20 protein-coding genes and 2 pseudogenes are annotated in these 24619 nt (G+C 64.2%); 8 read left to right on the top strand and 14 right to left on the bottom strand.

Annotated features, from left to right (window positions below; translation table 11 throughout):
• Position 1: 1 nt before the first annotated feature.
• From ACNR9O_RS20950 to dnaA, 8 genes are all read right to left on the bottom strand, one after another.
• Positions 2-415 carry an ExbD/TolR family protein gene (locus ACNR9O_RS20950; protein WP_473685133.1) on the bottom strand — a complete coding sequence of 138 codons (414 nt, stop codon included), beginning with the start codon at positions 413-415 and terminating at the stop codon, positions 2-4.
• Positions 416-426: 11 nt separating this feature from the next.
• Positions 427-1179 (bottom strand): MotA/TolQ/ExbB proton channel family protein, encoded by a 753-nt coding sequence (locus ACNR9O_RS20945; protein WP_473685135.1) that lies wholly within the window; start codon positions 1177-1179, stop codon positions 427-429.
• A gap of 49 nt (positions 1180-1228) precedes the next feature.
• Positions 1229-1888 (bottom strand): energy transducer TonB, encoded by a 660-nt coding sequence (locus tag ACNR9O_RS20940; RefSeq protein ID WP_473685137.1) that lies wholly within the window; start codon positions 1886-1888, stop codon positions 1229-1231.
• Positions 1889-2101: 213 nt separating this feature from the next.
• A complete protein-coding gene (locus ACNR9O_RS20935) occupies positions 2102-3391 on the bottom strand; it encodes a tetratricopeptide repeat protein (protein WP_473685139.1) in 1290 nt (429 codons plus the stop codon).
• Between the two features lie 358 nt (positions 3392-3749).
• Complete coding sequence (gene gyrB, locus ACNR9O_RS20930; RefSeq protein WP_473685141.1) at positions 3750-6164, bottom strand: DNA topoisomerase (ATP-hydrolyzing) subunit B; 2415 nt, start codon at positions 6162-6164, stop codon at positions 3750-3752.
• Between the two features lie 66 nt (positions 6165-6230).
• Complete coding sequence (recF, locus tag ACNR9O_RS20925; RefSeq protein ID WP_473685143.1) at positions 6231-7322, bottom strand: DNA replication/repair protein RecF; 1092 nt, start codon at positions 7320-7322, stop codon at positions 6231-6233.
• Between the two features lie 100 nt (positions 7323-7422).
• Complete coding sequence (gene dnaN, locus ACNR9O_RS20920; protein WP_473685145.1) at positions 7423-8523, bottom strand: DNA polymerase III subunit beta; 1101 nt, start codon at positions 8521-8523, stop codon at positions 7423-7425.
• 248 nt (positions 8524-8771) lie between these two features.
• Complete coding sequence (gene dnaA, locus ACNR9O_RS20915) at positions 8772-10127, bottom strand: chromosomal replication initiator protein DnaA (RefSeq protein ID WP_473685147.1); 1356 nt, start codon at positions 10125-10127, stop codon at positions 8772-8774.
• A gap of 204 nt (positions 10128-10331) precedes the next feature.
• On the opposite strand from dnaA, the gene rpmH reads away from it, so the two are divergent.
• The 6 genes and pseudogenes from rpmH to ACNR9O_RS20885 all read left to right on the top strand — a co-directional run.
• Entirely contained in the window at positions 10332-10469 is a 138-nt protein-coding gene (rpmH, locus tag ACNR9O_RS20910) for a 50S ribosomal protein L34 (RefSeq protein ID WP_038622724.1), read from the top strand.
• 13 nt (positions 10470-10482) lie between these two features.
• Positions 10483-10878 carry a ribonuclease P protein component gene (rnpA, locus tag ACNR9O_RS20905; RefSeq protein ID WP_473685149.1) on the top strand — a complete coding sequence of 132 codons (396 nt, stop codon included), beginning with the start codon at positions 10483-10485 and terminating at the stop codon, positions 10876-10878.
• Between the two features lie 64 nt (positions 10879-10942).
• Positions 10943-12658 (top strand): membrane protein insertase YidC, encoded by a 1716-nt coding sequence (yidC, locus tag ACNR9O_RS20900; protein WP_473685151.1) that lies wholly within the window; start codon positions 10943-10945, stop codon positions 12656-12658.
• A gap of 91 nt (positions 12659-12749) precedes the next feature.
• Positions 12750-14093 carry a tRNA uridine-5-carboxymethylaminomethyl(34) synthesis GTPase MnmE gene (gene mnmE, locus ACNR9O_RS20895; RefSeq protein WP_473685153.1) on the top strand — a complete coding sequence of 448 codons (1344 nt, stop codon included), beginning with the start codon at positions 12750-12752 and terminating at the stop codon, positions 14091-14093.
• Positions 14094-14212: 119 nt separating this feature from the next.
• Positions 14213-14551, top strand: a pseudogene (locus ACNR9O_RS20890) (DNA translocase FtsK 4TM domain-containing protein); the annotation flags it as partial.
• 672 nt (positions 14552-15223) lie between these two features.
• Positions 15224-16768: pseudogene (locus tag ACNR9O_RS20885) on the top strand (DNA translocase FtsK); the annotation flags it as partial.
• Between the two features lie 10 nt (positions 16769-16778).
• Here ACNR9O_RS20885 and rbsK read toward each other — a convergent pair.
• Both rbsK and ACNR9O_RS20875 read right to left on the bottom strand, forming a co-directional pair.
• Positions 16779-17672 (bottom strand): ribokinase, encoded by an 894-nt coding sequence (gene rbsK / locus ACNR9O_RS20880; RefSeq protein WP_473685157.1) that lies wholly within the window; start codon positions 17670-17672, stop codon positions 16779-16781.
• A gap of 69 nt (positions 17673-17741) precedes the next feature.
• Positions 17742-18173 carry a hypothetical protein gene (locus ACNR9O_RS20875; RefSeq protein ID WP_473685159.1) on the bottom strand — a complete coding sequence of 144 codons (432 nt, stop codon included), beginning with the start codon at positions 18171-18173 and terminating at the stop codon, positions 17742-17744.
• A 115-nt stretch (positions 18174-18288) separates the two neighbouring features.
• On the opposite strand from ACNR9O_RS20875, the gene ACNR9O_RS20870 reads away from it, so the two are divergent.
• Both ACNR9O_RS20870 and ACNR9O_RS20865 read left to right on the top strand, forming a co-directional pair.
• A complete protein-coding gene (locus tag ACNR9O_RS20870) occupies positions 18289-18987 on the top strand; it encodes a glutathione binding-like protein (protein WP_473685161.1) in 699 nt (232 codons plus the stop codon).
• Positions 18988-19108: 121 nt separating this feature from the next.
• Entirely contained in the window at positions 19109-21373 is a 2265-nt protein-coding gene (locus ACNR9O_RS20865) for a S9 family peptidase (protein ID WP_473685163.1), read from the top strand.
• A 54-nt stretch (positions 21374-21427) separates the two neighbouring features.
• Here ACNR9O_RS20865 and ACNR9O_RS20860 read toward each other — a convergent pair whose 3' ends face one another.
• The 4 genes from ACNR9O_RS20860 to hslV form a co-directional block, all read right to left on the bottom strand.
• Complete coding sequence (locus ACNR9O_RS20860) at positions 21428-21811, bottom strand: S8 family serine peptidase (protein WP_473685165.1); 384 nt, start codon at positions 21809-21811, stop codon at positions 21428-21430.
• 37 nt (positions 21812-21848) lie between these two features.
• On the bottom strand, positions 21849-22466 hold the full coding sequence (locus ACNR9O_RS20855) for a hypothetical protein (protein ID WP_473685167.1): 618 nt from the start codon (positions 22464-22466) through the stop codon (positions 21849-21851).
• A 38-nt stretch (positions 22467-22504) separates the two neighbouring features.
• Complete coding sequence (gene hslU / locus ACNR9O_RS20850; RefSeq protein WP_473685169.1) at positions 22505-23839, bottom strand: ATP-dependent protease ATPase subunit HslU; 1335 nt, start codon at positions 23837-23839, stop codon at positions 22505-22507.
• Positions 23840-23920: 81 nt separating this feature from the next.
• A complete protein-coding gene (gene hslV / locus ACNR9O_RS20845; protein WP_473685171.1) occupies positions 23921-24454 on the bottom strand; it encodes an ATP-dependent protease subunit HslV in 534 nt (177 codons plus the stop codon).
• Positions 24455-24619 lie beyond the last annotated feature (165 nt).

The raw sequence follows: 24619 nt of genomic DNA, 5'->3' as shown, positions 1-24619 counted from the left end.
CTTACTCCTTGCCGGTCGTGATGAAACCGACATGGACCATGCCTTGCTCCTTGGCACTTGCCAGAACTTTCTTCACGATCTTGTACTCCGTCGTCTTGTCCGCACGGAGCTGGAGTTCCGGCTGCGGCGACTTCGCCGCCGCAACCGCAAACTGTGCCTTCAGCTCGGCTTCCGTGACCTCGATGTCGTTGAGGTACATGGTTCCGTCGGGCTTGATGGCCAGATCCATGGGTTCGACCGGTTCCGTATCGGTGACCTTCGGATTGGCGGTCGGCAGTTCAACGGTGATCCGGTGGGACATCAGCGGCGCGGTGATCATGAAGATGATCAGCAGCACCAGCATCACGTCGACGAGCGGCGTGACGTTGATTTCCGACATCGGACCGCCGGAACTGTCTCCAGTGCTCATCGCCATGGGTCAATCCCTCACTTGCCTTCGACGCGGGCGCCGGTCGCGAAGAAGTCGTGCAGGTCGTGCGCGAACTCGTCGAACTGAGCGTAGGTCAGGCGGTTAGAACGGTTGAAGAAGTTGTAGGCGAGCACCGCCGGGATCGCGGTGAACAGACCGAACGCGGTCATGATCAGCGCCTCACCCACCGGACCGGCCACCGCTTCCATCGAGGCATTGCCCGAAGCCGAGATCTTGATCAGCGCGTGGTAGATGCCCCACACGGTACCGAGCAGACCGATGAACGGCGCCGACGAACCGACCGTGGCGAGCAGCGTCAGGCCGCCTTCGAGGCGCAGGCTCTCGCGAGCCACGGCCTGGCGCAGGGCGCGGTCGATGAACTCGGAACGGCTCAGCGACTCGGCCAGACGGCCACCGCCGGCCGAAGCCTGCTGGTGATGGGCCACTGCCGAAGCGGCGTCCAGAGCGATCTTCGAGAAGGGTTCGCCCTTGGGCTGGGCTTCCAGCTCGCGGATGGCGTCCTGCGTGGAGCCGTTGTTCCAGAAGCCGTTGATCACCTTGTCGGCGCGGCCACGGACCATGCCGTTGCGGATCGCATTGGCGATGATGAAGTACCAGGAGGAGAAGGACATCACCACCAGCACGATAAAGACGATCCAGCCAAGCGGATCGAAGTTATGGATGAGGTGGTCGAAGCCCATCGACTTCATGGCTTCGGCGTTGGAGGTACCACCCGCGCCGGGGGTCGGAGAAGGAGTCTGTTGGAACATAACGCTACCCTTGGAAAGTCAAGCGTGAACTGGCGACCGTAACTTTTGGTTACAGCTGATTGAGATTGAAGTTGACCGGAACGCGGACGTAACCCTCGGTCTTCTGTCCGTTTCTGATGTTCGGATTGAAGCGCCACTTGCGCGCCGTTTCAATCGCGGCCTGATCCAGCTCACGGTAACCGCTGGACGTTTCCACCTTGATGTCCTTGGGCGAGCCATCGACACCGACGAGGATCATCAGCGTAACCGTGCCTTCGTGACGCTGGCGGATCGCCTGCGGCGGGTACTTGGGCTGGATACGGCTGTTGTAGCTGATGTCCTGGCTGGCCGTGATGTCCGCAGGCGGAGCCGGGGGCGCAGGCGGAGCCGGCGGCGGTGCCGGGATCGGATTGCTCGTCGCTTCCTCGACGGCCGGCGGCGGAGCCGGCGGCGGCGGTGTCGGCGGCGGCTTGACCTGCTGGATGATCTTCGGCGGCGGCTGCTTCGGCGGTTCCGGCGGCGGCGGCGGCGGCGGCGGGGGAGGCGGCGGCGGCTCGATGAAGTTCACCTGGACGATGCGCTCTTTCTGCTTCTGCTCCTGCTTCGGCGGAGCCATCGGCGCCACCAGCAACAGGAACGCGAACGCGTGCAGCGCGATGGCAACAGCCAGCGCCCAGGTACGCCTCCAATTGAACGGCCCTTGGCCGGTTGCTTCGTTACTTGAGGCCATCTGTCACTAATCTGAAGCTAGACAATCGGTGAGACGTGGTCACGACACTTGGCGGCAAGTTGCCTCCACGAAGGATGACATTTGCCACTGGACACGAACACGGGAAGGTTTCAACGGTACACCAGCACATGGCGTTTGTATAGCGGCTGAGGGGCAGATAAATGGACGTCTATTCGCCCCGTCCAGCAACACTTGAAAACGCTTTGGCTAGCCTTACTTGCCGGCTCCTGCCGTTTTTAGCCAGGCCTTCGCTTTGTCGGCCGTGGCGGGGTCCTGGGCGGCCTTCTGCATGGCCGCAATCGCTCCCTGCTTGTCCTTCAGTCCACGGCACGCTTCGGCCAGCAGCATGTAGGCCGTGCCCTTATGCTGTACGCCCTTGTCGATGCCCTGCTGGATCAGCGTCTTCGCCTCGCTGTTCTTGCCCTCGCTGATGAGCAGCTGACCGGCGCGGATGGCGGCCTCGCCATCGCTCGCCTTGGTCATCGCCTTCTTGTAAGCGGCGATGGCGTCGGCCGGCTTGTCGGCCACATAGGCCGCGTCGCCCTGCAGCTTGAGGTTGTCGTAGCTGTCCGTCACCACGCCCTTGCTCATGCCTTCGCTGAGGGTAGCGACCGCCTTGACTGCATTGGCCTTGGGATCCGAGCTTTCCTGGCCGGTGACCAGGTAAAGCTTGGCGAGGTTGACGTAATCCTTCTCGGTCTTGAAGCCGCCGGCCGCCTTGGACTTCTCCATCAACTGGATGGCTTCCGGATACTTCTGCGACTGCATCAGCACCGCGACAGCGTTGTTGAGGGCGGTCGAATCGTTCGGGTTGGCGGCGAGCTGCTGCTGCGCCAGCTGGGCGGCCTGGTCGCCCTGGCCGGACTCGGCGTAGCTGGCCATCAGGATCTGATTCCAGCTGTCGTTCGGCTTGTCGGTGAGAGACTGTGCCTTCTTGATCGCGGCGATAGCCTGCGGGTACTTCTCGAGGCGGTAGTAGGCATTGCCTTCGAGCGCGTAGGACTCGGCGGTCTCCTTCTTGCCTTCGGTACGCCACTTCTCGATGGTGTCGATCGCCGGCTGGTACTGCTCATCGGCCAGATAGAACTGCGCGAGCATGTACTGCAGCTGGAAGTAGGTGTCGTTCGGCATGACGCCGATGTCGAGCGAGCGCTTCAGAAGCTCGATCGCGCCTTTCACGTCCTGCTCGTTGTAATGCAGGTTGGCCAGGCCCTGCAGGGCCAGCGACTGGGCGTATTTGCTCTTGCTGCTGTCGACGATCGGCTGGAGGATCTGCTCAGCCTTCGCCTTGTCCTGCGAGTTGACTGCGTCGAGGCCTTCGTTCAAAGCCTTCTGATCTTTTTCGCTGGTGAGGTCCAGCTTCGGCTCGGTGCGGGTCGCGTTCGGGTACAGCGCTTCCTTCTTGTCCTTGGAATTGCTGTCCTTCGCGATCACCGGGCTGCTCGCCAGGGTCAGTGCAAGCGCCGCTCCGGCGAGCATCTTGATCAGGGGAACGTGCTTCATGGCAGTCCTCATGTAAGGTTTCACGCACATTCGTACGCGGGGGATCGTTGAGCGTAACCCGAGCGGGCGCTAGGAAACAAGTCGCAGTGCCGCAACAAAGTTTGTTAAAAATCAATAAGTTGCAACATTCACTAGCGAATCTTTGGCGAAAGCACCTGCCGAATGTCATGTAGGACTTCACGTACAGGCCTTATGGACTGCTCTTACGGCACGCCTGATGCCCATCAGGACAGCTTTGTCGGCACGCAGCGCGCGTACTTGAGCACGACGATTTTGTCACTTGTTCTTTTGTATTAATGCGCTAGCACACGCATACAAAAAGAAGCGCCGCCCGCTCACGCGAGGCGACGCTCGTTCTTCAGATATCGAGATTGGCGACCTTCAGCGCATTGGCCTCGATGAACTCGCGCCGCGGTTCCACTGCCTCGCCCATCAGCATGGAGAACATCTGGTCGGCCGCGAAGGCATCTTCAATGCCCACTTGCAGCATACGACGAGTCTCCGGATTCACCGTGGTTTCCCACAGCTGCTCGGGATTCATTTCACCAAGGCCCTTGAAGCGCTGGATGGTGCGTCCCTTCTTCGCTTCGTCCAGAAGCCAGCTGCGCACCTCGGCGAAGGTGAGCACGCCACGCGAACCATTGCCACGGCGAACTACGGCGTTCTGCTGGATGAGAGCCGCTACCTGCTGGCTGATGTGGAGAATGGGTCGGAATTCCGAGCTCGCAAAGAACGGCTGCGGCAGCAGCCAGGTGTGGCTCAAGCCGTGCTGGTCGCGTACGACTTCGATCGCGGCCGGCTGGTCTTCGACAGCCGGGCGCAGCGAAAGGCGGTAGCGCGGCTTGCCGAGGCCGCTGGCGGCCAAGCGTTGGGCGGCGCCGTCCAACCAGGCCTGCATGGCGGTCGCGTCATTCCACAGCGCCGCTTCGATCGGGGTGTGCTCGAGCAGCGCGGTCAGCACATTGGCGTCGAAGCGATGACCCAGCCGCTCGATCTGATCGAGTGCCGCCTGATAGTCGCGCAACAGCTTTTCGAGCGCTTCGCCAGTGATCGGCGGCGCGTCCGCGCTATAGGTCAGCTCCGCATTATCGACCGCGCTGGAGATCAGATACGCATTGAGCGCGGCATCATCCTTCAGATAGAGCTCTTGCTTGCCCTGCTTCACTTTGTACAGCGGCGGCAGGCCGATGTAGACGTGACCGCGCTCGATCAGCTCGGGCATCTGGCGATAGAAGAAGGTCAGCAAGAGGGTGCGGATGTGCGAGCCGTCCACGTCCGCGTCGGTCATGATGACGATGCGGTGGTAGCGCAGCTTGTCCGGGTTGTACTCCTCCTTGCCGATGCCGGTGCCCAGGGCGGTGATCAGCGTGCCCACCTCGGCGGAGGACAGCATCTTGTCGAACCGCGCCTTCTCGACGTTGAGGATCTTGCCCTTCAGGGGCAGCACGGCCTGGGTCTTGCGGTTGCGGCCCTGCTTGGCGGAGCCGCCTGCGGAGTCACCCTCCACCAGGAACAGTTCGCACAGCGCTGGATCCTTCTCCTGGCAGTCGGCGAGCTTGCCCGGCAAGCCGGCAATGTCGAGCGCGCCCTTGCGACGAGTCATCTCGCGCGCCTTGCGCGCTGCCTCGCGAGCACGAGCCGCATCCACCACCTTCGAGGCGATGGCCTTGGCTTCGTTCGGATGCTCGAGCAGGAATTCGCCCAACTTCTCGTTGACCGCCTGCTCCACCGCGGTCTTCACCTCGGATGAAACCAGCTTGTCCTTGGTCTGCGAAGAGAACTTCGGGTCCGGCACCTTGACCGAGAGCACGGCAATCAAGCCTTCGCGCATGTCGTCGCCGGACAGGGTGACCTTGGCGTTCTTGGCCAGACCTTCCTTCTCGATGTAACCCTGCAGCGAACGGGTCAGCGCGGCACGGAAACCCGTCAAATGCGTGCCGCCGTCGCGCTGGGGAATATTGTTGGTGAAGCAGAACATCGTCTCCTGGTAGGAGTCGGTCCACTGCATCGCCAGTTCTACACTGATGCCATCCTGCTGCGCGCTCAAGCTGATCACGTTCGGATGCAACGCGGTCTTCAGCTGGGCCAGATGCTGTACGAAAGAGCGAATGCCGCCTTCGTACGCGAACGTGTCGTGACGCCCTTCCCCACGCTCATCCTTCAGTTCGATGGTGACGCCGGAGTTGAGGAACGCCAGCTCGCGCAGGCGCTTGGCCAGGATCTCGTAATGAAACTCGATGTTGGAGAAGGTCGCCGGGCTCGGCAGGAACCGAACCGTGGTACCCCGCTTGCTCGAAGGGCCAACCACCTTGACCGGATACAGCGGCTCGCCCATGGCGTATTCCTGCTGATGTTCCTGGCCTTCGCGGTAGATGGTGAGCCACAGATGCGAACTGAGGGCGTTGACCACCGAAACACCCACGCCGTGGAGGCCGCCTGACACCTTGTACGAATTGGCGTCGAACTTGCCGCCGGCGTGCAGCACGGTCATCACGACCTCCGCCGTGGAGCGCCCCTCTTCCGGATGGATATCCACCGGGATACCACGACCGTTGTCGGACACACTGACCGAGCCATCCTCGTGGATGGTGACGATGACATGGTCGCAATAGCCGGCAAGGGCTTCGTCGATGGAGTTATCGACGACTTCGAACACCATGTGGTGGAGGCCGGTGCCGTCATCGGTATCGCCGATGTACATGCCCGGGCGCTTGCGCACCGCTTCCAGGCCTTTGAGTACCTTGATGTTGCTCGAATCGTAGGATGCGTTCATGCCTTGATCGTTTCCTGGCGCCTTCGGCCCTGCCCGGCACGGCGCCTTTAAGCCGGATCAGGGACACTAATGCGTAATTATAGCAGGCGCGGAGACCTGACCCTGTTCCACGTGGAACACATGCGCTGAAACGGTCTGTAAGGGCTCAGGAAGCTCGGTGCCGGTGATCAGCACCTGCGCACCGGCCTCGACGAGCTGGTCCACCACGGCCCTCTGATGCGGTTGATCCAGTTCTGACGCGAGATCATCGAGGCAGACCACCGGCCATTCGGCCCGGTGTTCCGCGTACAGCCCCGCCTGTGCAAGCACACAGCCAAGGGCCGTCAGCTTCTCCTGACCTCGGGAAAGATGCTCCTTTTGAGGAGCAGCTTCGTAGGCAATCGACCAATCTGCGCGATGAACACCCAAAGTGGTGTGACCACGGGAGATATCCCGGTCCCGCTGCTCGCTCAGCTGGGACAGCAGATCACGGTCATCGGCCCACCCCTTCCGGTACCTCAGTTGCAGGGAGCCCAGTTCGGGTAACAGTCCCAAGAGGCTTCGCTCTAGATGCGGACGCAACCGGTCCAGGTATCGCACCCGCATGTCATGAATATGCTCAGCGGTCTGACTGAGTTCCATCTCCCAGGGTACGAACAAGGACTGACCAGAGATCGCGCCGGATCGAAGCAGGCTGTTTCGCTGCTTGAGCGCTCGTTGATAGCGCCGCCATGCAACGAGAAAGGCGTGTTCCACGTGGAACACGCCCCAATCCAGGTAACGTCTTCGTTCTTCTGCCCCGCCGGCAATCAACGCGTGTGAGCCTGGCTCAAAGCACACCACGGCGCATTCGCTCACCACCTGGCCCAGGCTTGCCGACTGTCCATCCACTCTGGCTTCCCAGCGCGAGCCTTCGCGCCCGAGCCCTACCCTGACCGTGCGGCCGTCCTCGCGCGCGATTTCCCCAAAAACGGAAACGGCTGCCGCCCCACGTTGCAGCAAGGCATCTTTCGCGCCGCTTCGAAAAGACCTCCCATGGGAAAGCAGGAATGCCGCCTCGAGCACGCTGGTCTTTCCGGCGCCGTTCGCGCCGATAAACGCATGGATTCCGCTACCTAGGGGAATATCGGCCCCCGATAGACAGCGCAGACCTTGAATCCGCAGTCGTTCCAGTTTCACCGCGCCCGTCCAAAAGCAAGAACGCCGGAGCGTCTTGCGACAGCTCCGGCGTTGAACGTTCTATCCAAACCGACCAGACAGGTCAGCATGCTCGCCTTCGTCAGAGACGCAGCGGCATGATCACGTGCCGCGCTTCTTCGTTCTCGTCTTCCTGTACCAGGCAGCTGGACTGCGCATCACGCAGATTCAGGCGCGCCCGATCACCCCGCAGGGCCGACAAGGCGTCCAGCAGATAACCGACGTTGAAGCCCACGGCCAGATCCGACACCACCGTTTCGGCCTCCAGCTCCTCCACCGCCTCTTCCTGCTCGGGATTGTGAGCCACGATGCGGAGCTTACCGGGCGAAAGCTCAAGCTTCACGCCGCGATACTTTTCATTGGACAGAATGGCAGCACGCTGCAGGGCGCTGCGCAGCACTTCGCGATCGAGGGAAGCCGTCTTGTCAGCGCCAAGCGGAATGACCGCTTCGTAATCCGGAAAACGCCCGTCGATCAGCTTGGACGTAAACACCACGTCGCCGCGGCGCACGCGCAGGTGGTTGCGGCCAAATTCCAGCTCGACCTGACCATCACCCGTTTCGAAAAGGCCAACCAGTTCATTCACGCCCTTGCGAGGAATGATGATCTGGCGACGCGTCGAAACCTTGCTGTCCAGCTTCGTTTCCTTGAGCGCAAGGCGATGTCCATCGGTAGCCACGCAGCGCAGCGTGTGCTCCTGCAGATCCAGCAGCATACCGTTCAAGTAGTAGCGCACGTCCTGATTCGCCATCGCGAAGGCGGTGCGCTCCATGAGGTCGCGCAGCACTTCTTCGGGAAGGGTCACGCGTTCGACCAGTTCGATCTCGTCGATCGTAGGGAACTCGGTTGCCGGCAAGGTGGCCAGCGTGAAACGGCTGCGTCCTGCGTTGAGCGCAGCGCGATCCCCATTGAGCTTCAACTCTATCTGCGCACCGTCCGGAAGCGCGCGCACGATGTCGAACAGCTTGCGTGCGGGAATGGTGGTTTCGCCTTCGACCAGCTTGTCGGCGTCGGAGGTGGCGACCATCTCGACTTCCAGGTCGGTACCTGTCAGCGAAAGCCTGCCGTCGACGACCTTGACCAAAAGGTTCGCGAGAACCGGCAGCGTCTGACGGCGTTCGACGACGCCCACGACCTGCTGCAGCGGCTTGAGCAGAGCTTCTCGTTGGATGCTGAATTGCATGTAGGCGCTTCCCCTAAACCTGCTTTTCTGTTTTTAAAAGAAGTTCTGTGGTGGTGGTAGGTGCCGTGGATAACTTGAAAACCTACCTTTTCGCTTAAAAATCAAATGTTTAAGCTAGTACTTCGGTGTGATCGAACTGGCCCGCAGATTGTGGGTCGCTTGTGGATAACTGGGGAGCCCAAGAACGTCCACCTATTATCCACAGCTTCTACCCTCCCTTTTCAAGCGCTTATCCAAGTCCCGTGCCGTCAGCCGGTGAGGATGCGGATCAGTTGTTCCCAGTCCTGTCGCATGCGCGTATCGGTTTCGCACAGCTTCCTGATGGTGCGGCAGGCATGTAGCACGGTGGTGTGATCGCGTCCGCCGAACGCCTCGCCGATCTCCGGAAGGCTGTGCTCGGTCAGTTCCTTCGACAGTGCCATCGCGATCTGCCGCGGCCGTGCCAGGGAGCGCACGCGTCGCTTGGACAACAGATCCTGCAGGCGAACCTGGTAGTAATCGGCGACTGTCTTCTGAATGTTGGGCACCGTCACGGCCTGCGCATGGGTCGCCAACAGGTCGCGCAGCGTCTCCTCCGCGAACTCGGTCGTGATGGGCTTGCCGTAGAAATTGGCGCGTGCCGCGAGGGTGTTGAGCGCGCCTTCCAGGTCGCGAACGTTGGAACGGATGCGCTTGGCCAGCAGCATCGCCACGTTCTCGCTCACATCGACGCCCTTCTCGTGCGCCTTGGCCAGCAGGATCGCCGCGCGGGTCTCGAAATCCGGCGGCTCGATCGCGACCGACAAGCCCCAGCCGAGGCGGGACTTCAGGCGCGGCTCGAGCTTGTCCACTTCCTTGGGATAGCGGTCGCAGGTCAGGATGATCTGCTGCTTGGATTCGAACAGCGCATTGAAGGTGTGGAAGAACTCTTCCTGCGTGGTGTCCTTGCCGGCGAAGAACTGGATGTCGTCGATCAGCAATGCGTCTACCGAGCGGAAGCGCCGCTTGAACTCGTCCATGCTCTTGGTGCGAAGGGCTTCGATCATCGCGCCGACGAACTGCTCGGAGCGCAAGTACAGCACCTTGAACTCCGGATTGCGCTCGCGCATCAGATTGCCGGCGGCATGCATCAGATGGGTCTTACCCAGGCCGGTGCCGCCGTAGAGCAGCAGCGGGTTGTAGGCACGGCCCGGATTCATCGCCACCTGCATGGCGGCGGCCTTGCCCAGCTGGTTGGACTTGCCTTCGACGAAGGTTTCGAAGGTGTAATGCGGGTCCAGGTTATGGCTGAACGGCGGCGGCGCTGGTGCGGGGGCTGGCTCGGCGACAGCAGGTGTCGCCGTCGGGCGCTGCACGGACGATGCCGGCCGCGCCGGCACGCGCGCAGCGCTGGAGCCGACTTCCAGGCGCACGGACAGCTCGTGTCCGGTCAGCTGGGTGACCATTGCCTCGATCCGCGGCAGGTAGCGCTCGCGCACCGTGTCGAGGGTGTACGGATTGGGCGCAAACAGCTGCAGCCCCATGGTGTCGTCGCGGGCCTGCAGCGGCATCAGCCAGGTATGCACGTCCTCGGCGCTCAATTCGCCTTCGAGACGCTCGAGACAGCGCCGCCACAGATCACTCATGGGTATTCTTCAGCCACAGCAGGGGCGCTTGCGCGCGGGGTGGACCGCAAAGTCTAACAGGAGGTTACCGGTTCTCCGCCAGAGCATATCCACACGATTATCCACAGGCCATGGAACGGCCTGTTTTGGCAGGGGTTTGACATTCCCTTCGATTGCCCCGCATAATTTCCAACCTTTTTATCCACATACACAGAGGAGGAAGCCATGTCGAAGCGGACCTTCCAGCCCAGCAAGCTCAAGCGCGCCCGCACGCACGGCTTTCGTGCCCGCATGGCCACGGCCGACGGTCGCAAGGTGCTCAACGCCCGTCGCGCCAAGGGCCGCAAGCGCCTGATCCCGTAAGCGGAGCCCCCCCGTGCGTGCCGGACTGCCGCGCGAGGCGCGGATCCGTCGCGCCGGCGACTTCGCCGCGATGCGCAACGCCAGCGGCCGCCTCGGCGGCCGCTGTTTTTCTGTGCGTTATCGGGACAACGGACTCGATCATGCCCGCCTGGGCTTGGCCATTTCCAAGCGTGTGTCCAAGCGCGCCGTCGAGCGCAATCGCATCAAGCGCCTCGTACGCGAATCCTTCCGCCGCATCCGGACGCAGCTGCCCGCTGTCGACTTGCTGGTGATGGCGCGCGACCAGGCCGCAGGCCTGCGTGGCCCGGAATTGCTGGCCGAGATCGATCTGCTGTGGAAGAAGCTGGTGTCGCGCCAACCCGCCCTCACATTGAAGCCGGACGACTCGGCCGGCACAATCGCGCGTTGACCTTTCTTCCGCCTCTTTCTCCGCGGCGCCGCGCCGCGGCGCCTACCACCGGATCTGCCACGCGATGAATCAAACGCGCACGTTCCTCATCTTCGCCCTTCTGGCCGTGGCGTACCTGCTGTGGATGGGTTGGGAAAAAGACTACGGCCCGAAACCTGTGACTGCCCCGGCAGCAAGCGCCAGCAGCGCGACGGTGCCTTCGGCCGAAAACGGCAGCGTTCCGGGGGCGACGTCCAGCGCCACGGCCGCCGTGCCGGCGACTGGCGGGGCGACCGAGGCGAAGGCTCAGCTCATCACCATCAGCACCGACGTCCTGCGTCTGACCGTCGATACTCGCGGCGGCAGCGTGGTGCGTTCGGAACTGCTGCACTACCCGTCGGTACCCGTAACCAAGAAAGAGCCGGCCCCGCCGCCGGTGCGCCTGCTCGATGAAGAGCCCGCGCATTTCTTCGTTGCGCAGAGTGGCCTGGCTACCGCACAGGGCAATGGCGCTTCCGTCGCGCCGACGCATCTGTCGGTGTTCCAGAGTGCGCAGACCAGCTACCAGATCGCCGAAGGGCAGGACGAGCTGAAGGTCGATCTCACCTGGCAGGACGCCGCGGGCCTGAAGGTCACCAAGACCTATGCGCTCAAGCGCGGCAGCTACACCGTATCGGTGGACCAGAAGATCGAGAACGGCTCGTCCGCGGCCTGGCAAGGCAACGCCTACGAGCAGCTGCAGCGCGCGGCGCAGCCGAACAACCGCAGCTGGTTCCAGAACTTCACGGATCCTTCGGCGCACAGCTTCTTCGGCGCGGCGTGGTACAGCCCGCAGGACAAGCTCGAACTGCTGCCGTTCGCCGACTTCCAGAAGAAGCCGCTCAATCACCCGATCACCGGTGGCTGGGCTGCGATGCTGCAGCACTACTTCGTGGTGGCGTGGATTCCGCCGGCGCAGGAAACCAACGGTTTCTCGACGAGCGTGGTCAATCCTGACACCGCGCAGCCCTATTACCTGATCCGCACCGTAGGTCCTTCGCTCTCCGTGGCGCCGGGCCAGAGTTCCACCAGCACCGCGCGCCTGTACCTGGGTCCGAAGCTGCAGGGCACGCTGGACCAGGTCGCGCCAGGCCTGGAGTTGTCGACCAACTACGGTTGGCTGACCGTCATCGCGCAGCCGCTGCACTGGCTCCTGTCCAAGCTGCATGCGATCAGCGGCAACTGGGGCGTGGCCATCATCCTGCTCGTGCTGCTGTTGAAGGCGGCGCTGTGGAAGCTCACCGCCGCTCAGTTCCGCTCCGGCGCGAAGATGCGCAAGCTGCAGCCTCGCGTCACCGCGCTCAAGGAGCGCTATGGCGACGACAAGATGAAGATGCAGCAGGCCATGATGGAGCTGTACAAGAAGGAGAAGGTGAACCCGATGGCCGGCTGCCTGCCGATCCTGGTCACCTTCCCCGTGTTCCTTGGCCTGTACCGCGTATTGATGGAAAGCGTGGAGCTGCGCCAGGCGCCGTTCTTCGCGTGGATTCACGACCTGTCCGCGCCCGATCCATTCTTCGTGCTGCCGGCGATCTACGTGCTGGTGATGCTGGCCACGCAGTGGCTCACGCCTACCACCGGCATGGATCCGACCCAGGCCAAGATGATGAAGGTGATGCCGATCCTGTTCGCGGTGATGTTCGCCTTCTTCCCGGCTGGCCTGGTGCTGTACTGGGTGGTCAACGGCGCGACCAGCCTCGCGCAGCAGTGGTTCATTACTCGACAGGTGGACCGGGCCGATCACAAGGCCAAGACCGCCTGACCGAAAAGGCCGCGCAAGCGGCCTTTTCCTTTTGCGGCGTCGCCAGACGCGCCGCGCGAAGATAATGTCGCTTTCCGGATCGCCCTCGACCATGAGCCACACGCCCGACACCATCGCGGCCATCGCCAGCGCACCCGGCGCCGCCGGCGTCGGCGTCCTGCGCGTCTCCGGGCCCGGCGCGCCAGGCATTGCGCACGCGATGCTGGGGCGTATGCCGGAGTCGCGCCATGCGCATTTCGCAGCGTTCCGCGATGCGGCCGGCGAGCTGATCGATCGCGGTCTGCTGTTGTACTTCCCAGCTCCAGCGTCTTACACCGGCGAGCACGTACTGGAACTGCAAGGCCACGGCAACGCGGTATTGCTCGACGCCCTGCTCCGCCGCCTGTGCGAGCTGGGCGCGCGCCTCGCGCGCCCAGGCGAATTCACCGAGCGGGCGTTCCTCAACGGCAAGCTCGATCTGGCCCAGGCCGAAGCGGTGGCCGACCTCATCGCGGCCGGTTCGCAGGCCGGTGCGCGTGCGGCGCTGCGTTCGATGGAAGGCGTGTTCTCGCGCCGGGTCGAAACCTTGCTGCATGCGCTGATTGCGTTGCGCGTGCATATCGAGGCGGCTATCGACTTTCCGGAGGAGGAGATCGATTTCCTCGCCGACCCGGCGATCGAGCGGCAGCTCGAAGATTTGCGCGCCCAGCTCGGCGAGCTGTTGCGTGAAGCCCGGCGCGGCGTGCGCCTCACCGACGGGTTGCGCGTGGCGATCATCGGTCGTCCCAACGCCGGCAAATCCAGTCTGCTCAATGCGCTGGCTGGCAGCGATCGCGCCATCGTCACCGATATCGCCGGCACCACGCGCGACGTGCTGCGCGAAACGCTGGATCTCGACGGCGTGGCGCTGGATCTGGTCGATACCGCCGGCCTGCGCGACACGGACGATCCGGTGGAGCGCGAAGGCGTGCGCCGCGCGCGCCACGAACTCACCCGCGCCGACGTCGCCCTGCTGGTGACCGAAGCCACGTACGTCGAAGCGGACCTGAGCCTGTTCGCCGACGTTCAAGCGGACGTCGAGCGTATCGTGCTGGTGAACAAGATCGATCTTGCCGACATCGAGCCACATGCGGAGCCGCGTGGCGACGCGTGGTGGCTCTGGGCGTCGGCCAAAACCGGCCGTGGCCTGGACATGTTGCGTGCACATCTAAGGCAGCTCGCCGGTGCGGGTGGTGGCGAAGGCGCGTTCAGCGCGCGGCGACGCCACGTGCTGGCACTGGAACAGGTGGCCGACCATTTGGAACGCACTGCTGACGTCCTGCGAGATGTTCGTGCGGGCGAACTGGCGGCCGAGGAACTGCGCCAGGCGCAGCACGCGCTGGGAGAAATCACGGGCACCTACACGAGCGACGACCTCCTGGGCGCCATCTTCAGCTCGTTCTGCATTGGAAAGTGAGGGTGACGTGGGGTGAGCCACGTAATAACAGCGCCTTACAGAACAATCCGCTGCCGTTCCTGACACAATGGCGCTAACATGCTGAGTTTGCGGGCGCTGTTTCCGGACCACACCCTGGCATGCTCACCTTCTTCTTCGGCGCCTTCGGGCTGTCCACTCTCTGGCTTGTTCCTTTGTTTTGGCGCGCCGTTCGCGCGCTGCTGCTGAGATCGCGCAAACAATCGGTCGGCGGACAGGGCACGATTCGCTTTTGCCTTGGCGGGCTGCTGGTGTTGCTGGCCAGCGCGACGCTGGAAGGCTTGGTGGTTGCGCACTACACGGACGATCCGCACGCGGGCGGCGTGGTGTGCCGCGCACTGGCAGGCGGCTTCGGTTCGGTGTTCGGCACGACGCTCGCCGCTCTGCTCATGCTCGTGTTGATGGTGGTCGGATTGCGTTGGTACCCGGGTGCGTCCTGGCGCGACACGTTTGCCCACACGTCGGCCAAAGTCGATGCGCTGGCCGCATGGCTGGAGGGTTTGCTTGCCTCGCGCGGTGTGCGCATCGGCGCGCGGCCACGTGGCGCGGTGCGTCGCGCCGGGGCTAGGCCTGCCGCGAGGCGACCGGCCCAGACTGCCGCGCGCCGGACCGCATCCGCACCGGCCAGTGCCGCCGTGGTGATGGAACGCGTCCCAATCGTCGTTCCGCCAGCCGATCCTGCTCCGCCGGCACGCCGGAATGCTGCCGTGCCGGTGCGAGAGCAGGTCATCCGCGAGCCATGGATGCAACCGCGCAACGTGCCGATGCCTCCGGCGCCTCCGCGTGTCTCCACCGCTCGCATCGCGGCGGCCATGGCCGCCGCCGCGGAGCGTTCGACGCCGGAAGAAGCGCATGCGTCGATACCGCTGCGCGTCGAGCCGCTGGGTGAAGCGCCATCTCCCTTGCCAGTGCGCGATACGAACGAGACCCTAGAGCCAGTCGACTACGCACCATCGGTCGATACCGCTTTCGGCGAGCCAGAGGCGGCGTTGCCTGCACCCGTACCTCTCCGTTCTGAAGATCATCTCGACGACACGCTTCCCGCCCTCGCCGCCGCGCCGGCGCCAGCCCGCGCCATGCCGCAGGGTCGGCGTCTGGCCGCCAATGACGACGAACCCGCTGCTGTCCCGACTCCGTCGGCGCCGGTGGCGCCGCTTTCGCGCGCATGCAGTGGCATCTTGCTGCCGCCGTTGTCCCTGCTCGCGCCGCCGTTGCCATCTTCGGACGCGGTCGGCGAAGCGCAGCTGGCCGAGACCGGCGAGCTGATCGAGCAGCGCCTGCGCGAATTCAAGGTGCCGGTCACCGTAGTGGGCGCTTCCGCCGGTCCTGTGATCACGCGCTTCGAAGTGGAGCCGGCGGTAGGCGTGCGCGGCAACCAGATCGTCGCGTTGATGAAGGATCTGGCGCGCGGCCTCGGCCGCACGTCGATCCGCGTGGTCGAAACGATTCCCGGCAAGACCTGCATGGGCCTGGAGTTGCCGAACGAGCAGCGCCAGATGATCGCGCTGTCGGAGATCCTTGACTCGCACGAATACCGTGGCTCCGATTCGCTGCTCACGCTGGCCATGGGCAAGGGCATCACCGGCGAACCGGTGGTGGCCGACCTTGCCAAGGCGCCGCACATGCTGGTCGCCGGCACCACCGGCTCGGGCAAATCCGTCGCGGTGAACGCGATGATCCTGTCCATGCTCTACAAGGCCACGCCGGATGACGTGCGCCTGATCATGATCGACCCGAAGATGCTGGAGCTGTCGGTCTACGAAGGCATCCCTCACCTGCTCGCACCGGTGGTCACCGACATGAAGCTCGCCGCCAACGCGCTGGCCTGGTGCGTGGGCGAGATGGAGAACCGCTACCGCCTGATGTCCGATCTGCGCGTGCGCAACCTGGCCGGCTATAACCACAAGGTGCGCGAGGCGCGCGCGGCGGGCCGCCCGCTGCTCAATCCGTTTCCCGCGCATCCGGAAATCCCAGAGACGCTCGATACGCTGCCGATGATCGTGGTCGTGATCGACGAGCTGGCCGACCTGATGATGGTCGCCGGCAAGAAGATCGAAGAGCTGATCGCGCGTCTGGCGCAGAAGGCGCGCGCGGCGGGTATCCATCTGATCCTCGCCACGCAGCGGCCATCGGTGGACGTGATCACCGGGCTGATCAAGGCCAACATTCCTACGCGCGTGGCCTTCCAGGTGTCTTCGAAGATCGACTCGCGCACGATTCTCGACCAGATGGGCGCCGAAAGCCTGCTCGGCCAGGGCGACATGCTGTTCCTGCCGCCGGGCACCGGTTATCCACAGCGCATCCACGGCGCCTTTGTCGCCGATGAGGAAGTGCATCGCGTCGTCGCGCATCTCAAGCAGTACGGCGAGCCCGATTACAAGGATGAGATCCTTGCCGGCCCACCCGGTGAAGGCGGCAACGGCGAGCTGTTCTCGGAGGAGGGCGGCGGCGATGCGGAACTCGATCCGCTCTACGACGAAGCCGCCGCGTTCGTGCTGCGTACGCGGCGTGCCTCGATCTCCTTCGTGCAGCGCCAGTTCCGCATCGGCTACAACCGCGCCGCACGTCTGGTCGAGGCGATGGAGGCCGCGGGCCTGGTTTCGCCGATGGGCATCAACGGCCAGCGCGACGTGCTCGCGCCGGGGCCGGTGGAGTAAGCCGGGGATCTCAGCCGCGCGCGGCGAGCCACCCATCCAGTTCAGTCAATGTTGGCATCCCGCCTTGCGCGCCGAGGCGCGTCACCGACAAGGCGGCGGCGGCGCAGGCCTTGCGTACCGCGTGCGGAAGGCCTTCGTGCAGGAACACGGCCAATGCTCCGTTGAAGGTGTCGCCGGCGCCCGTGGTGTCGACCACGTCCACGGCGAATCCCGGCTGATGCACCGGTTCGCCCGTTTCGCGATACCACGCACCTTCGCCGCCGCGGGTAAGCACGACAGGGCTCGGCGCCTGGCGCATCAGCTCGCGGAAATCTTGCCGCGCGTCGGCACCGAGCAGGGTCGCCAACTCGTGCTGGTTGGGGGTGACATAGCGAGCGAGCTTCAGCCATTCGACCGGCAGCTGCTGCGCGGGCGCGGGATTGAGGATGACCGGCACGCCGAGCCGCTGACCCAGCCGCAGCGTCGCCTCGACGCTTTCCAGCGGGATCTCCATCTGCACCAGCATGGCATCGGCGCCGGCGATGGCCGTGCCGGCTGCCTCGATCTGCGCCGGCGTCACATGGAGATTAGCCGCCGGCACCACGATGATTTCGTTCTCGCCGCCGGCGACGGTGATCGATGCGCTGCCGCTGCCGCAATCGGCGATGCGCCGCACATGGTCCAGCGCGATGCCCTCCCGCGCCAGGCCGTCGTGCAATTGCTGCCCGAAGGCGTCGTCGCCCAGCGCGCCGATCAGAAGGACGTCGGCGCCGAGCCGAGCCGCGGCGACCGCCTGATTCGCACCCTTGCCGCCGGGGATGGTGAGAAAACGCTCGCCCAGGATCGTCTCGCCCGGCCCGGCGAAGCGTGGCGCCAGCGTGACCAGGTCCATGTTGATGCTGCCGACCACGACGACGCGCGCCATACCTGCTCCGAAACCCGACGGTGAAAGCCGCCGAGCATACGGGAAGGCAAGCGCCGGCGTGGAGTGCGCTCAGTGGCTTGCGTCGGGCATGGGCTTGGAGGGTTCGGGCGTGCCCTGCTTTTCCTGGCGCTTCTCGATCATGCGTTCCTTCATGGCCAGATAGCGCTGGCGCTGGCTGTCGGTAAGCACGGACTGAAGCTGGCGGTCGCCGTCTTCCATGATGGCGCGCGCCTGATCGCGGCGATTCTGGCCCTTCGCGCCGCCGCTGCGCAGCGCCTGCAGTTTCTGCTGCTGAGCTCCGAGGATGGAGGCGACCTGGGCTTGTTGCTGATCATTGAGTTGCAGGTGCCTGGCCAGCCGTTGAGCGCGTTCCTGCGGATCCGGCGGACGCCGCTGGCCGTGCATGGCCTGGCTGGCGGGCGCGGGATGGGCGCTGTCTTGCGCATGGACACCGCAGGCGGCGGCAAGGGCGAGAGCGATCAGGCACAGGCGGGTCTTCATGAGCGTGACTCCTCCGGAGGTGCGCCCGAAAACGGCCTCCGGGCCATGCGCGTTGACTTGAAAGGCACGGGCGGGAGCCGAACATCCGTAGCATTGCCGCCCAAGGACATCCCCCATGATCGAACTGCACTACTGGCCCACACCCAACGGCCACAAGATCACGCTTTTCCTGGAAGAGGCCGGTCTGCCCTACGACATCAAGCCTGTGAACATCGGCAAGGGCGACCAGTTCAAGCCGGCTTTCCTTGCGATTGCTCCCAACAACCGGATGCCGGCGATCGTGGACACCTCTCCGGCCGGCGGCGGCGAGCCGCTGAGCATCTTCGAATCCGGCGCGATCCTGCAGTACCTGGCCGAGAAGACCGGCCGCTTCCTGCCTGCCGACACGCGCGAGCGCTTCAAGGTGCTGCAGTGGCTGTTCTGGCAGGTGGGCGGGCTGGGCCCGATGCTGGGGCAGAACCATCATTTCAATCGCTATGCGCCGGAAAAGATCCCCTACGCGATCGACCGCTATGTCAACGAGACGCGCCGCTTGTATGGCGTGCTCGACAAGCAGCTGGATGGCCGGGCCTTCATCGCGGGCAAGGACTATTCGATCGCCGACATGGCCTGCTATCCGTGGATCGTGCCGCACGAGGCGCAAGGCATGTCGCTGGACGATTTCCCGCATCTGAACGCGTGGTTCCAGGCGATCCGCGAGCGTCCGGCGACGCGCAGGGCCTACGAGATCGGCGAGTCCATCAAGGATCGTTTCGACCTCAGCACCGACGAGGAAGCGCGCAAGGTGCTGTTCGGCCAGGGCGCGAAACGCTGACGATCCAGCGGTGAGTCCTTCGGATGCGCCGCTTTTCCCTGGAAAGCTGGCTTCGCGCGGCGCGACGGGTTTTAATCCGCGCTTGTTCTTGCGCTCCGCCCTGCAGTCCAAGGAAGTACCCATGCGCGCCCTCCTCTTCGCCGCCCTGATGACGGTGACCTTGCCGACCATGGCCGAAAAACTCACCATTGAACGCATCTTCGACGGCGGCAGCCTTGCTGGCCCCGCGCCGCGCGGCCTCAAGATCTCGCCCGACGGCAGCCGCATCACCTTTCTGCGGGCGCGGCCGGACGATCAGTTCCAGCTGGATCTGTGGGAGTACCGGCCCAAGGACAACAGCACGAAGCTGCTGGTCGATTCGCGCAAGCTCGAACCGCAGGGCGAGCAGTTGTCGGATGCGGAGAAGGCGCGCCGCGAGCGCGCGCGTACCGCGGGCCTGCGCGGCATCCTGAGCTACCAGTGGTCGCCGGACGGCAAGCGCCTGCTGTTTCCCATTGGCGGCAAGCTTTACCTGTACGACCTCTCCGCCGCCAAGCCGGCGCCGCGCCTGCTCGATACCGGCGGTGATGCGATCGATCCGAAGATCTCGCCCAAGGGACGCTACGTGTCTTACGTGCGTGACCAGAACCTGTGGGTGATCGATCTGGAAAGCGGCGAAGCACGACAGCTCACTCGCGATGGCGGCGGCACCGTGCACAACGGCGAGGCCGAGTTCGTCGCGCAGGAGGAAATGGACCGCAGCGCGGGTTACTGGTGGGCCCCCGACGACAGCGCGATCGCGTTCGAGCGCTACGACGAGGCCAAGGTGCCGGTGGTCAAGCGCACCGAGGTCTATGCCGACCGCACCGACGTGATCGAGCAGCGCTATCCGGCGGCGGGCGACCCCAACGTTGCGGTGAAGCTCGGCTTGGTCTCGCCGGCTGGCGGCCAGCCTCGCTGGATCGATTTGGGCAAGGACGCGGACATCTATCTGGTGCGCGTGAACTGGCTGCCGGACGGCAAGCATGTGAGCTACCAGCGCATGCCGCGCAGCCAGCAGAAGCTGGAGCTGCGCCTCGTAGATGCGAAGACGCTGGCGCAGCGCACCCTGCTTACCGAGACCAGCGACACCTGGATCAACCTCAACGACGATCTGCGTTTTCTCAAGGACGGCAGGAGCTTCCTGTGGGGCAGCGAGCGCAGTGGTTTCCATCATCTTTATCTGTACGGGCTCGACGGCAAGCTCAAGCACCCGGTAAGCCAAGGCGACTGGCAGATCGATGGCGTGCTGGCGGTGGAGGAACAGGCTGGCAGGGTCTTCGTCAGCTCGAACCGCGACTTCGTGCCGGACCGCCAGATCTATGCGCTCAAACTCGACGGGAGCACGGCCGGCGCACCGGCGCGCGTCAGCCAGGGCGCAGGCACGCACATGGCCGAGTTCGCGCCGAGCGGCGAGTTCTACCTGGACACCTACGCGAGCGCCGACACGCCGCCCCAGGTCAGCGTGCACAAGGCCGACGGCAGCTTCGTCAGCTGGATCGAGCAGAACAAGCTCGACGAGAAGCATCCGTTCTGGCCTTACCGTGCCAGCCTGATCAAGCCTGAGTTCGGCACGCTGAAGGCGGCCGACGGGCAGACGTTGTATTACCGCTTGTACAAGCCCGCCGGCTTCGACCCTGCGAAGAAATACCCGGTGTTCGACACCTACTACGGTGGTCCGCACGCGCAGCTCGTGAGCGATACCTGGGGCGATTACTTCAACCAGTACATGGCCGGCCAGGGCTATGTGGTGTTCACCCTGGACAACCGCGGCATGGCGCGGCGCGGACGCAAGTTCGAGGACGCGATCTACCAGCAGCTGGGCAATGCCGAGGTCGAGGATCAGCTCGCCGGCATCCAGTGGCTGAAGGCGCAGCCCTGGGTGGATGGCCGGCGCATCGGCGTGTTCGGCTGGAGCTACGGCGGCTACATGACCACCATGCTGCTGGCCAAGGCCTCGAACGAAATCGCCGGTGGCGTGGCAGTGGCGCCGGTGACGGATTGGCGCCTGTACGACACCTTCTATACCGAGCGCTATCTCAATCGTCCGCAGGAGAACGAAGCGGGCTATATGCGCAGCAGCCCGTTCGCCTGGCTGGATGGCCTCACCAGCAAGCTGTACCTGGTGCATGGCATGGCGGATGACAACGTGCTATTCGTCAACTCGACCAAGCTGATGGCCGAGCTGCAGAAGCGCGGCACGCAATTCCAGTTCATGGCCTATCCCGGCGCGAAGCATGGTCTCAACCTGCCGGGACAACGCAGCCACGTGTACCACCTGATCGCCAACTTCTTCGATCGCGAGATCAAGGGCGCGGCGATGCCGTCACCCGCGCGGCCCGCGGCCGCCGCCTCTGCGGCACCCTGAAAGCGAAACGCCCGCCGTCTCCGGCGGGCGTTTTTCGTGCAGGCAGGCGCGCGCTTACTTGCCGATGTTCGGGCCACGCACCGGTTCGGCGCGCACTTGGCGATCCACTTCGACACTCACGACACCGGGCTGTGCCTTGAAGCGTGCCATGCCCTCCTCGGCCGTCATGCCTTCCGGCAGCAGCACGACAATGGCCGGCGCCCAGCCGAGACTGCGTACGTAGGTGGCGCCCGCGGCATCGCAGACGCGATGCATCGATTCGGGCGACGTGCCGTCCTCGAAGCTGATGATGAGCTGTACCCGGGTGGATGGGCGCGGCGAAGCGGAAGTGTTGGTGTCGGCCATGACGGTGGAACTCCCTTGGGTATGCGCGCAGGCGACGCCCGCGCCGATCAGGATCAACAGCGGAAAGTACAACAGCGTGCGGCGGCTCGGCATGGCGTCATCTTCGCGCGATGGGAAGCCGCCGCGGCGGTCACTGCGCGTGGCCGCCGACGCCCGAGTCGCCCTGCTCCAGCGGCGGCGGATTACCGGCCACGGCCAGCAGGGCCTGCGCGTAGCCGTCTTCGATGCTGACGGTGGAAACCTCATCCCAGGAGAAGAACGAAGCTTCGCGCAGCCATTCGGCGTCCGGGCTGATCTCCTGCATGTAGAAGCCGTCATCCTCGACGGAGACCAGCTTGCCGATGTAGCAGACCTCGGATTCGTCCTCGCTGTCGACATGCACGCCGATCACCGGCGCCTGCTTGGCCGCCGCCTGCACAACCTCGCGGATGTCGTCCAGCGGAAAGCCCCGCGGCGGACGCGGCAGGAGATGCTTCATCGCCAGGGCCTTCTCCATGAAGATAGCGTGCTTGTCGGGCGCCTCCAGCTCGGAAATGTCCCGATGGCGCATGACGTACATGCCGTCGTAGGTGATGCTGTCACCGACGACCCAGAGCAGGAAGAATTCGCGGCCCACGCCACCGACATAGCCGCAGAAGCTGCCGTGTTCGAGTTCGCCGCGCCATAGACGGATCAGCTGCTGCTGCTGCTGCGCTTCGCGCAGCTGTGCTCGCTGGCCCGTCGTCTTGAGTTCAATCACCTTTCCCATACGCGAATAATTTTAACAGCGGGCCTCTTTCCCCATGTTTACAGGATGTAACGGCTCAAATCCTCGTCCTTGACTAGGCTGGACAGGTTTTTATCGACATATTCGGCGTCGATAACGTATTTTTCGCCGGATTTGTCCGCCGCTTCGAAGGAGATCTTCTCCAGCAGGCGCTCCATCACCGTATGCAGGCGACGGGCGCCGATGTTCTCGGTCCGTTCGTTCACCTGAAATGCCACTTCGGCCAGCCGGCCGATCCCCGACGCAGTGAATTCGATGGCCACGCCCTCCGTGCCCAGCAAGGCGACATACTGCTTGGTCAGCGCGCTGTGCGGCTCGCTCAGGATGCGCTGGAAGTCGTCCACCGACAGCGCGGACAGCTCTACTCGGATCGGCAGGCGGCCCTGCAACTCCGGGATCAGATCCGAAGGCTTGGCCAGCGAGAAGGCGCCTGAGGCGATGAACAGCATGTGGTCGGTCTTGATCGGACCGTACTTGGTGGACACCGTGGAGCCTTCCACCAGCGGCAGCAGGTCGCGCTGCACGCCCTCGCGGCTGACGCCGGCGCCGCCCCATTCGGAACGCTGGGCGATCTTGTCGATCTCGTCGATGAAGACAATGCCATTCTGTTCGGCGGTGTACACCGCCTGCGCGCGGATCTCTTCATCGTTGAGCAGCTTGCCGGCTTCTTCGTCGATCAGCAGCGGCCGCGCGTGCTTGATCGCCAGCTTGCGCTTCTGCGATTTGGCGCCGCCAAGGTTCTGGAACATCTGGCGCAACTGCTGGCCCATCTCCTCCATGCCGGGCGGCGACATGATCTCCACGCCGACATTCATGGCGAAATCCAGCTCGATCTCGCGCTCGTCCAGCGCACCTTCGCGCAGCTGCTTGCGCAGCTTCTGGCGCGTGTCGTTATCGATCGCCGGCGCTGCGTCGTGGGTCCAGTCGGTGGGTGCCTGGCGGCGCGGCAGCAAGGCGTCGAGGATGCGGTCCTCGGCGCGGTCTTCCGCCTGCGAGCGCACGCGCTTGACCGCCTGTTCGCGGGTGAGCTTGTAGGCCACGTCGGCGAGGTCGCGGACGATGGACTCCACGTCCTTGCCCACATAGCCGACCTCGGTGAACTTGGTCGCCTCCACCTTGACGAACGGCGCATTGGCCAGCGTGGCCAGGCGGCGGGCGATCTCGGTCTTGCCCACGCCGGTGGGGCCGATCATGAGGATGTTCTTCGGCGTCACTTCGTCGCGCAGGCCTGGCTCCAGCTGCATGCGGCGCCAGCGGTTGCGCAGCGCGATCGCCACGGCGCGCTTGGCGTCGTGCTGGCCGATGATGTAGCGGTCGAGTTCGTTGACGATTTCGCGGGGGGTGAGTTCGGACATGGCTCGGCTCGGGGGAAACGGTGAAATCGGGAGCTGGGACGGGGACGACGCGGGCGCGAACGGATCGCCGTTCGCGCCAGGTCAGAGCTCTTCGATCGTCGTGTTGTGATTCGTATAGATGCAGATGTCGCCGGCGATTTTCAGCGCCCGTTCGACGATCTGCCGCGCATCCAGCTCAGTGTTCTCCATCAGGGCCAGCGCGGCGGACTGCGCATAGGGCCCGCCGGAACCGATCGCGATCAGGCCGTGCTCGGGCTCGAGCACATCGCCGTTGCCGGAGATCAGCAGCGAGGCATCCTTGTCGGCGACCGCGAGCATGGCTTCCAGGCGGCCGAGGCGGCGGTCGGTGCGCCATTCCTTCGCCATCTCTACCGCGGCGCGCGTGAGGTTGCCGCTGTGCTTGGCCAGCTTCTCCTCGAACAGCTCGAACAACGTGAAGGCGTCGGCGGTGGCGCCGGCGAAACCGGCCAGCACGTCACCTTTGCCCAGGCGGCGGATCTTGCGCGCGTTGGCCTTCATCACCGTGTTGCCGAGAGTGACCTGGCCATCGCCGCCGATCACGACGCGGCCGTTGCGGCGGACGGAAACGATAGTGGTGGCGTGGAACGATTCCATGTGCGGAAGCTACCTGCGGATACGGATCACCCGATGTGGGGAGAGCGGTCGCCAAACCCAAGGGCGATCGCCGACCTCCGGCTGTCAGGGACGCGGGAATATGCTGTCGCACAGCTTGTGATCCGTGACAATTTCCGATTGACAGCGGTCTTCACACGCTTTTTA

This window comes from Dyella sp. CR10 (assembly GCF_055814425.1).
This window is presented reverse-complemented; position numbering and strand designations above follow the sequence as displayed.

Coding starts and splice junctions, on each gene's coding strand:
- ACNR9O_RS20950 (WP_473685133.1), bottom strand. CDS start 415: ATGGCGATGAGCACTGGAGACAGTTCCGGCGGTCCGATGTCGGAAATC.
- ACNR9O_RS20945 (WP_473685135.1), bottom strand. CDS start 1,179: ATGTTCCAACAGACTCCTTCTCCGACCCCCGGCGCGGGTGGTACCTCC.
- ACNR9O_RS20940 (WP_473685137.1), bottom strand. CDS start 1,888: ATGGCCTCAAGTAACGAAGCAACCGGCCAAGGGCCGTTCAATTGGAGG.
- ACNR9O_RS20935 (WP_473685139.1), bottom strand. CDS start 3,391: ATGAAGCACGTTCCCCTGATCAAGATGCTCGCCGGAGCGGCGCTTGCA.
- gyrB (WP_473685141.1), bottom strand. CDS start 6,164: ATGAACGCATCCTACGATTCGAGCAACATCAAGGTACTCAAAGGCCTG.
- dnaN (WP_473685145.1), bottom strand. CDS start 8,523: ATGCAATTCAGCATCCAACGAGAAGCTCTGCTCAAGCCGCTGCAGCAG.
- dnaA (WP_473685147.1), bottom strand. CDS start 10,127: ATGAGTGATCTGTGGCGGCGCTGTCTCGAGCGTCTCGAAGGCGAATTG.
- rpmH (WP_038622724.1), top strand. CDS start 10,332: ATGTCGAAGCGGACCTTCCAGCCCAGCAAGCTCAAGCGCGCCCGCACG.
- yidC (WP_473685151.1), top strand. CDS start 10,943: ATGAATCAAACGCGCACGTTCCTCATCTTCGCCCTTCTGGCCGTGGCG.
- mnmE (WP_473685153.1), top strand. CDS start 12,750: ATGAGCCACACGCCCGACACCATCGCGGCCATCGCCAGCGCACCCGGC.
- rbsK (WP_473685157.1), bottom strand. CDS start 17,672: ATGGCGCGCGTCGTCGTGGTCGGCAGCATCAACATGGACCTGGTCACG.
- ACNR9O_RS20875 (WP_473685159.1), bottom strand. CDS start 18,173: ATGAAGACCCGCCTGTGCCTGATCGCTCTCGCCCTTGCCGCCGCCTGC.
- ACNR9O_RS20870 (WP_473685161.1), top strand. CDS start 18,289: ATGATCGAACTGCACTACTGGCCCACACCCAACGGCCACAAGATCACG.
- ACNR9O_RS20865 (WP_473685163.1), top strand. CDS start 19,109: ATGCGCGCCCTCCTCTTCGCCGCCCTGATGACGGTGACCTTGCCGACC.
- ACNR9O_RS20860 (WP_473685165.1), bottom strand. CDS start 21,811: ATGCCGAGCCGCCGCACGCTGTTGTACTTTCCGCTGTTGATCCTGATC.
- ACNR9O_RS20855 (WP_473685167.1), bottom strand. CDS start 22,466: ATGGGAAAGGTGATTGAACTCAAGACGACGGGCCAGCGAGCACAGCTG.
- hslU (WP_473685169.1), bottom strand. CDS start 23,839: ATGTCCGAACTCACCCCCCGCGAAATCGTCAACGAACTCGACCGCTAC.
- hslV (WP_473685171.1), bottom strand. CDS start 24,454: ATGGAATCGTTCCACGCCACCACTATCGTTTCCGTCCGCCGCAACGGC.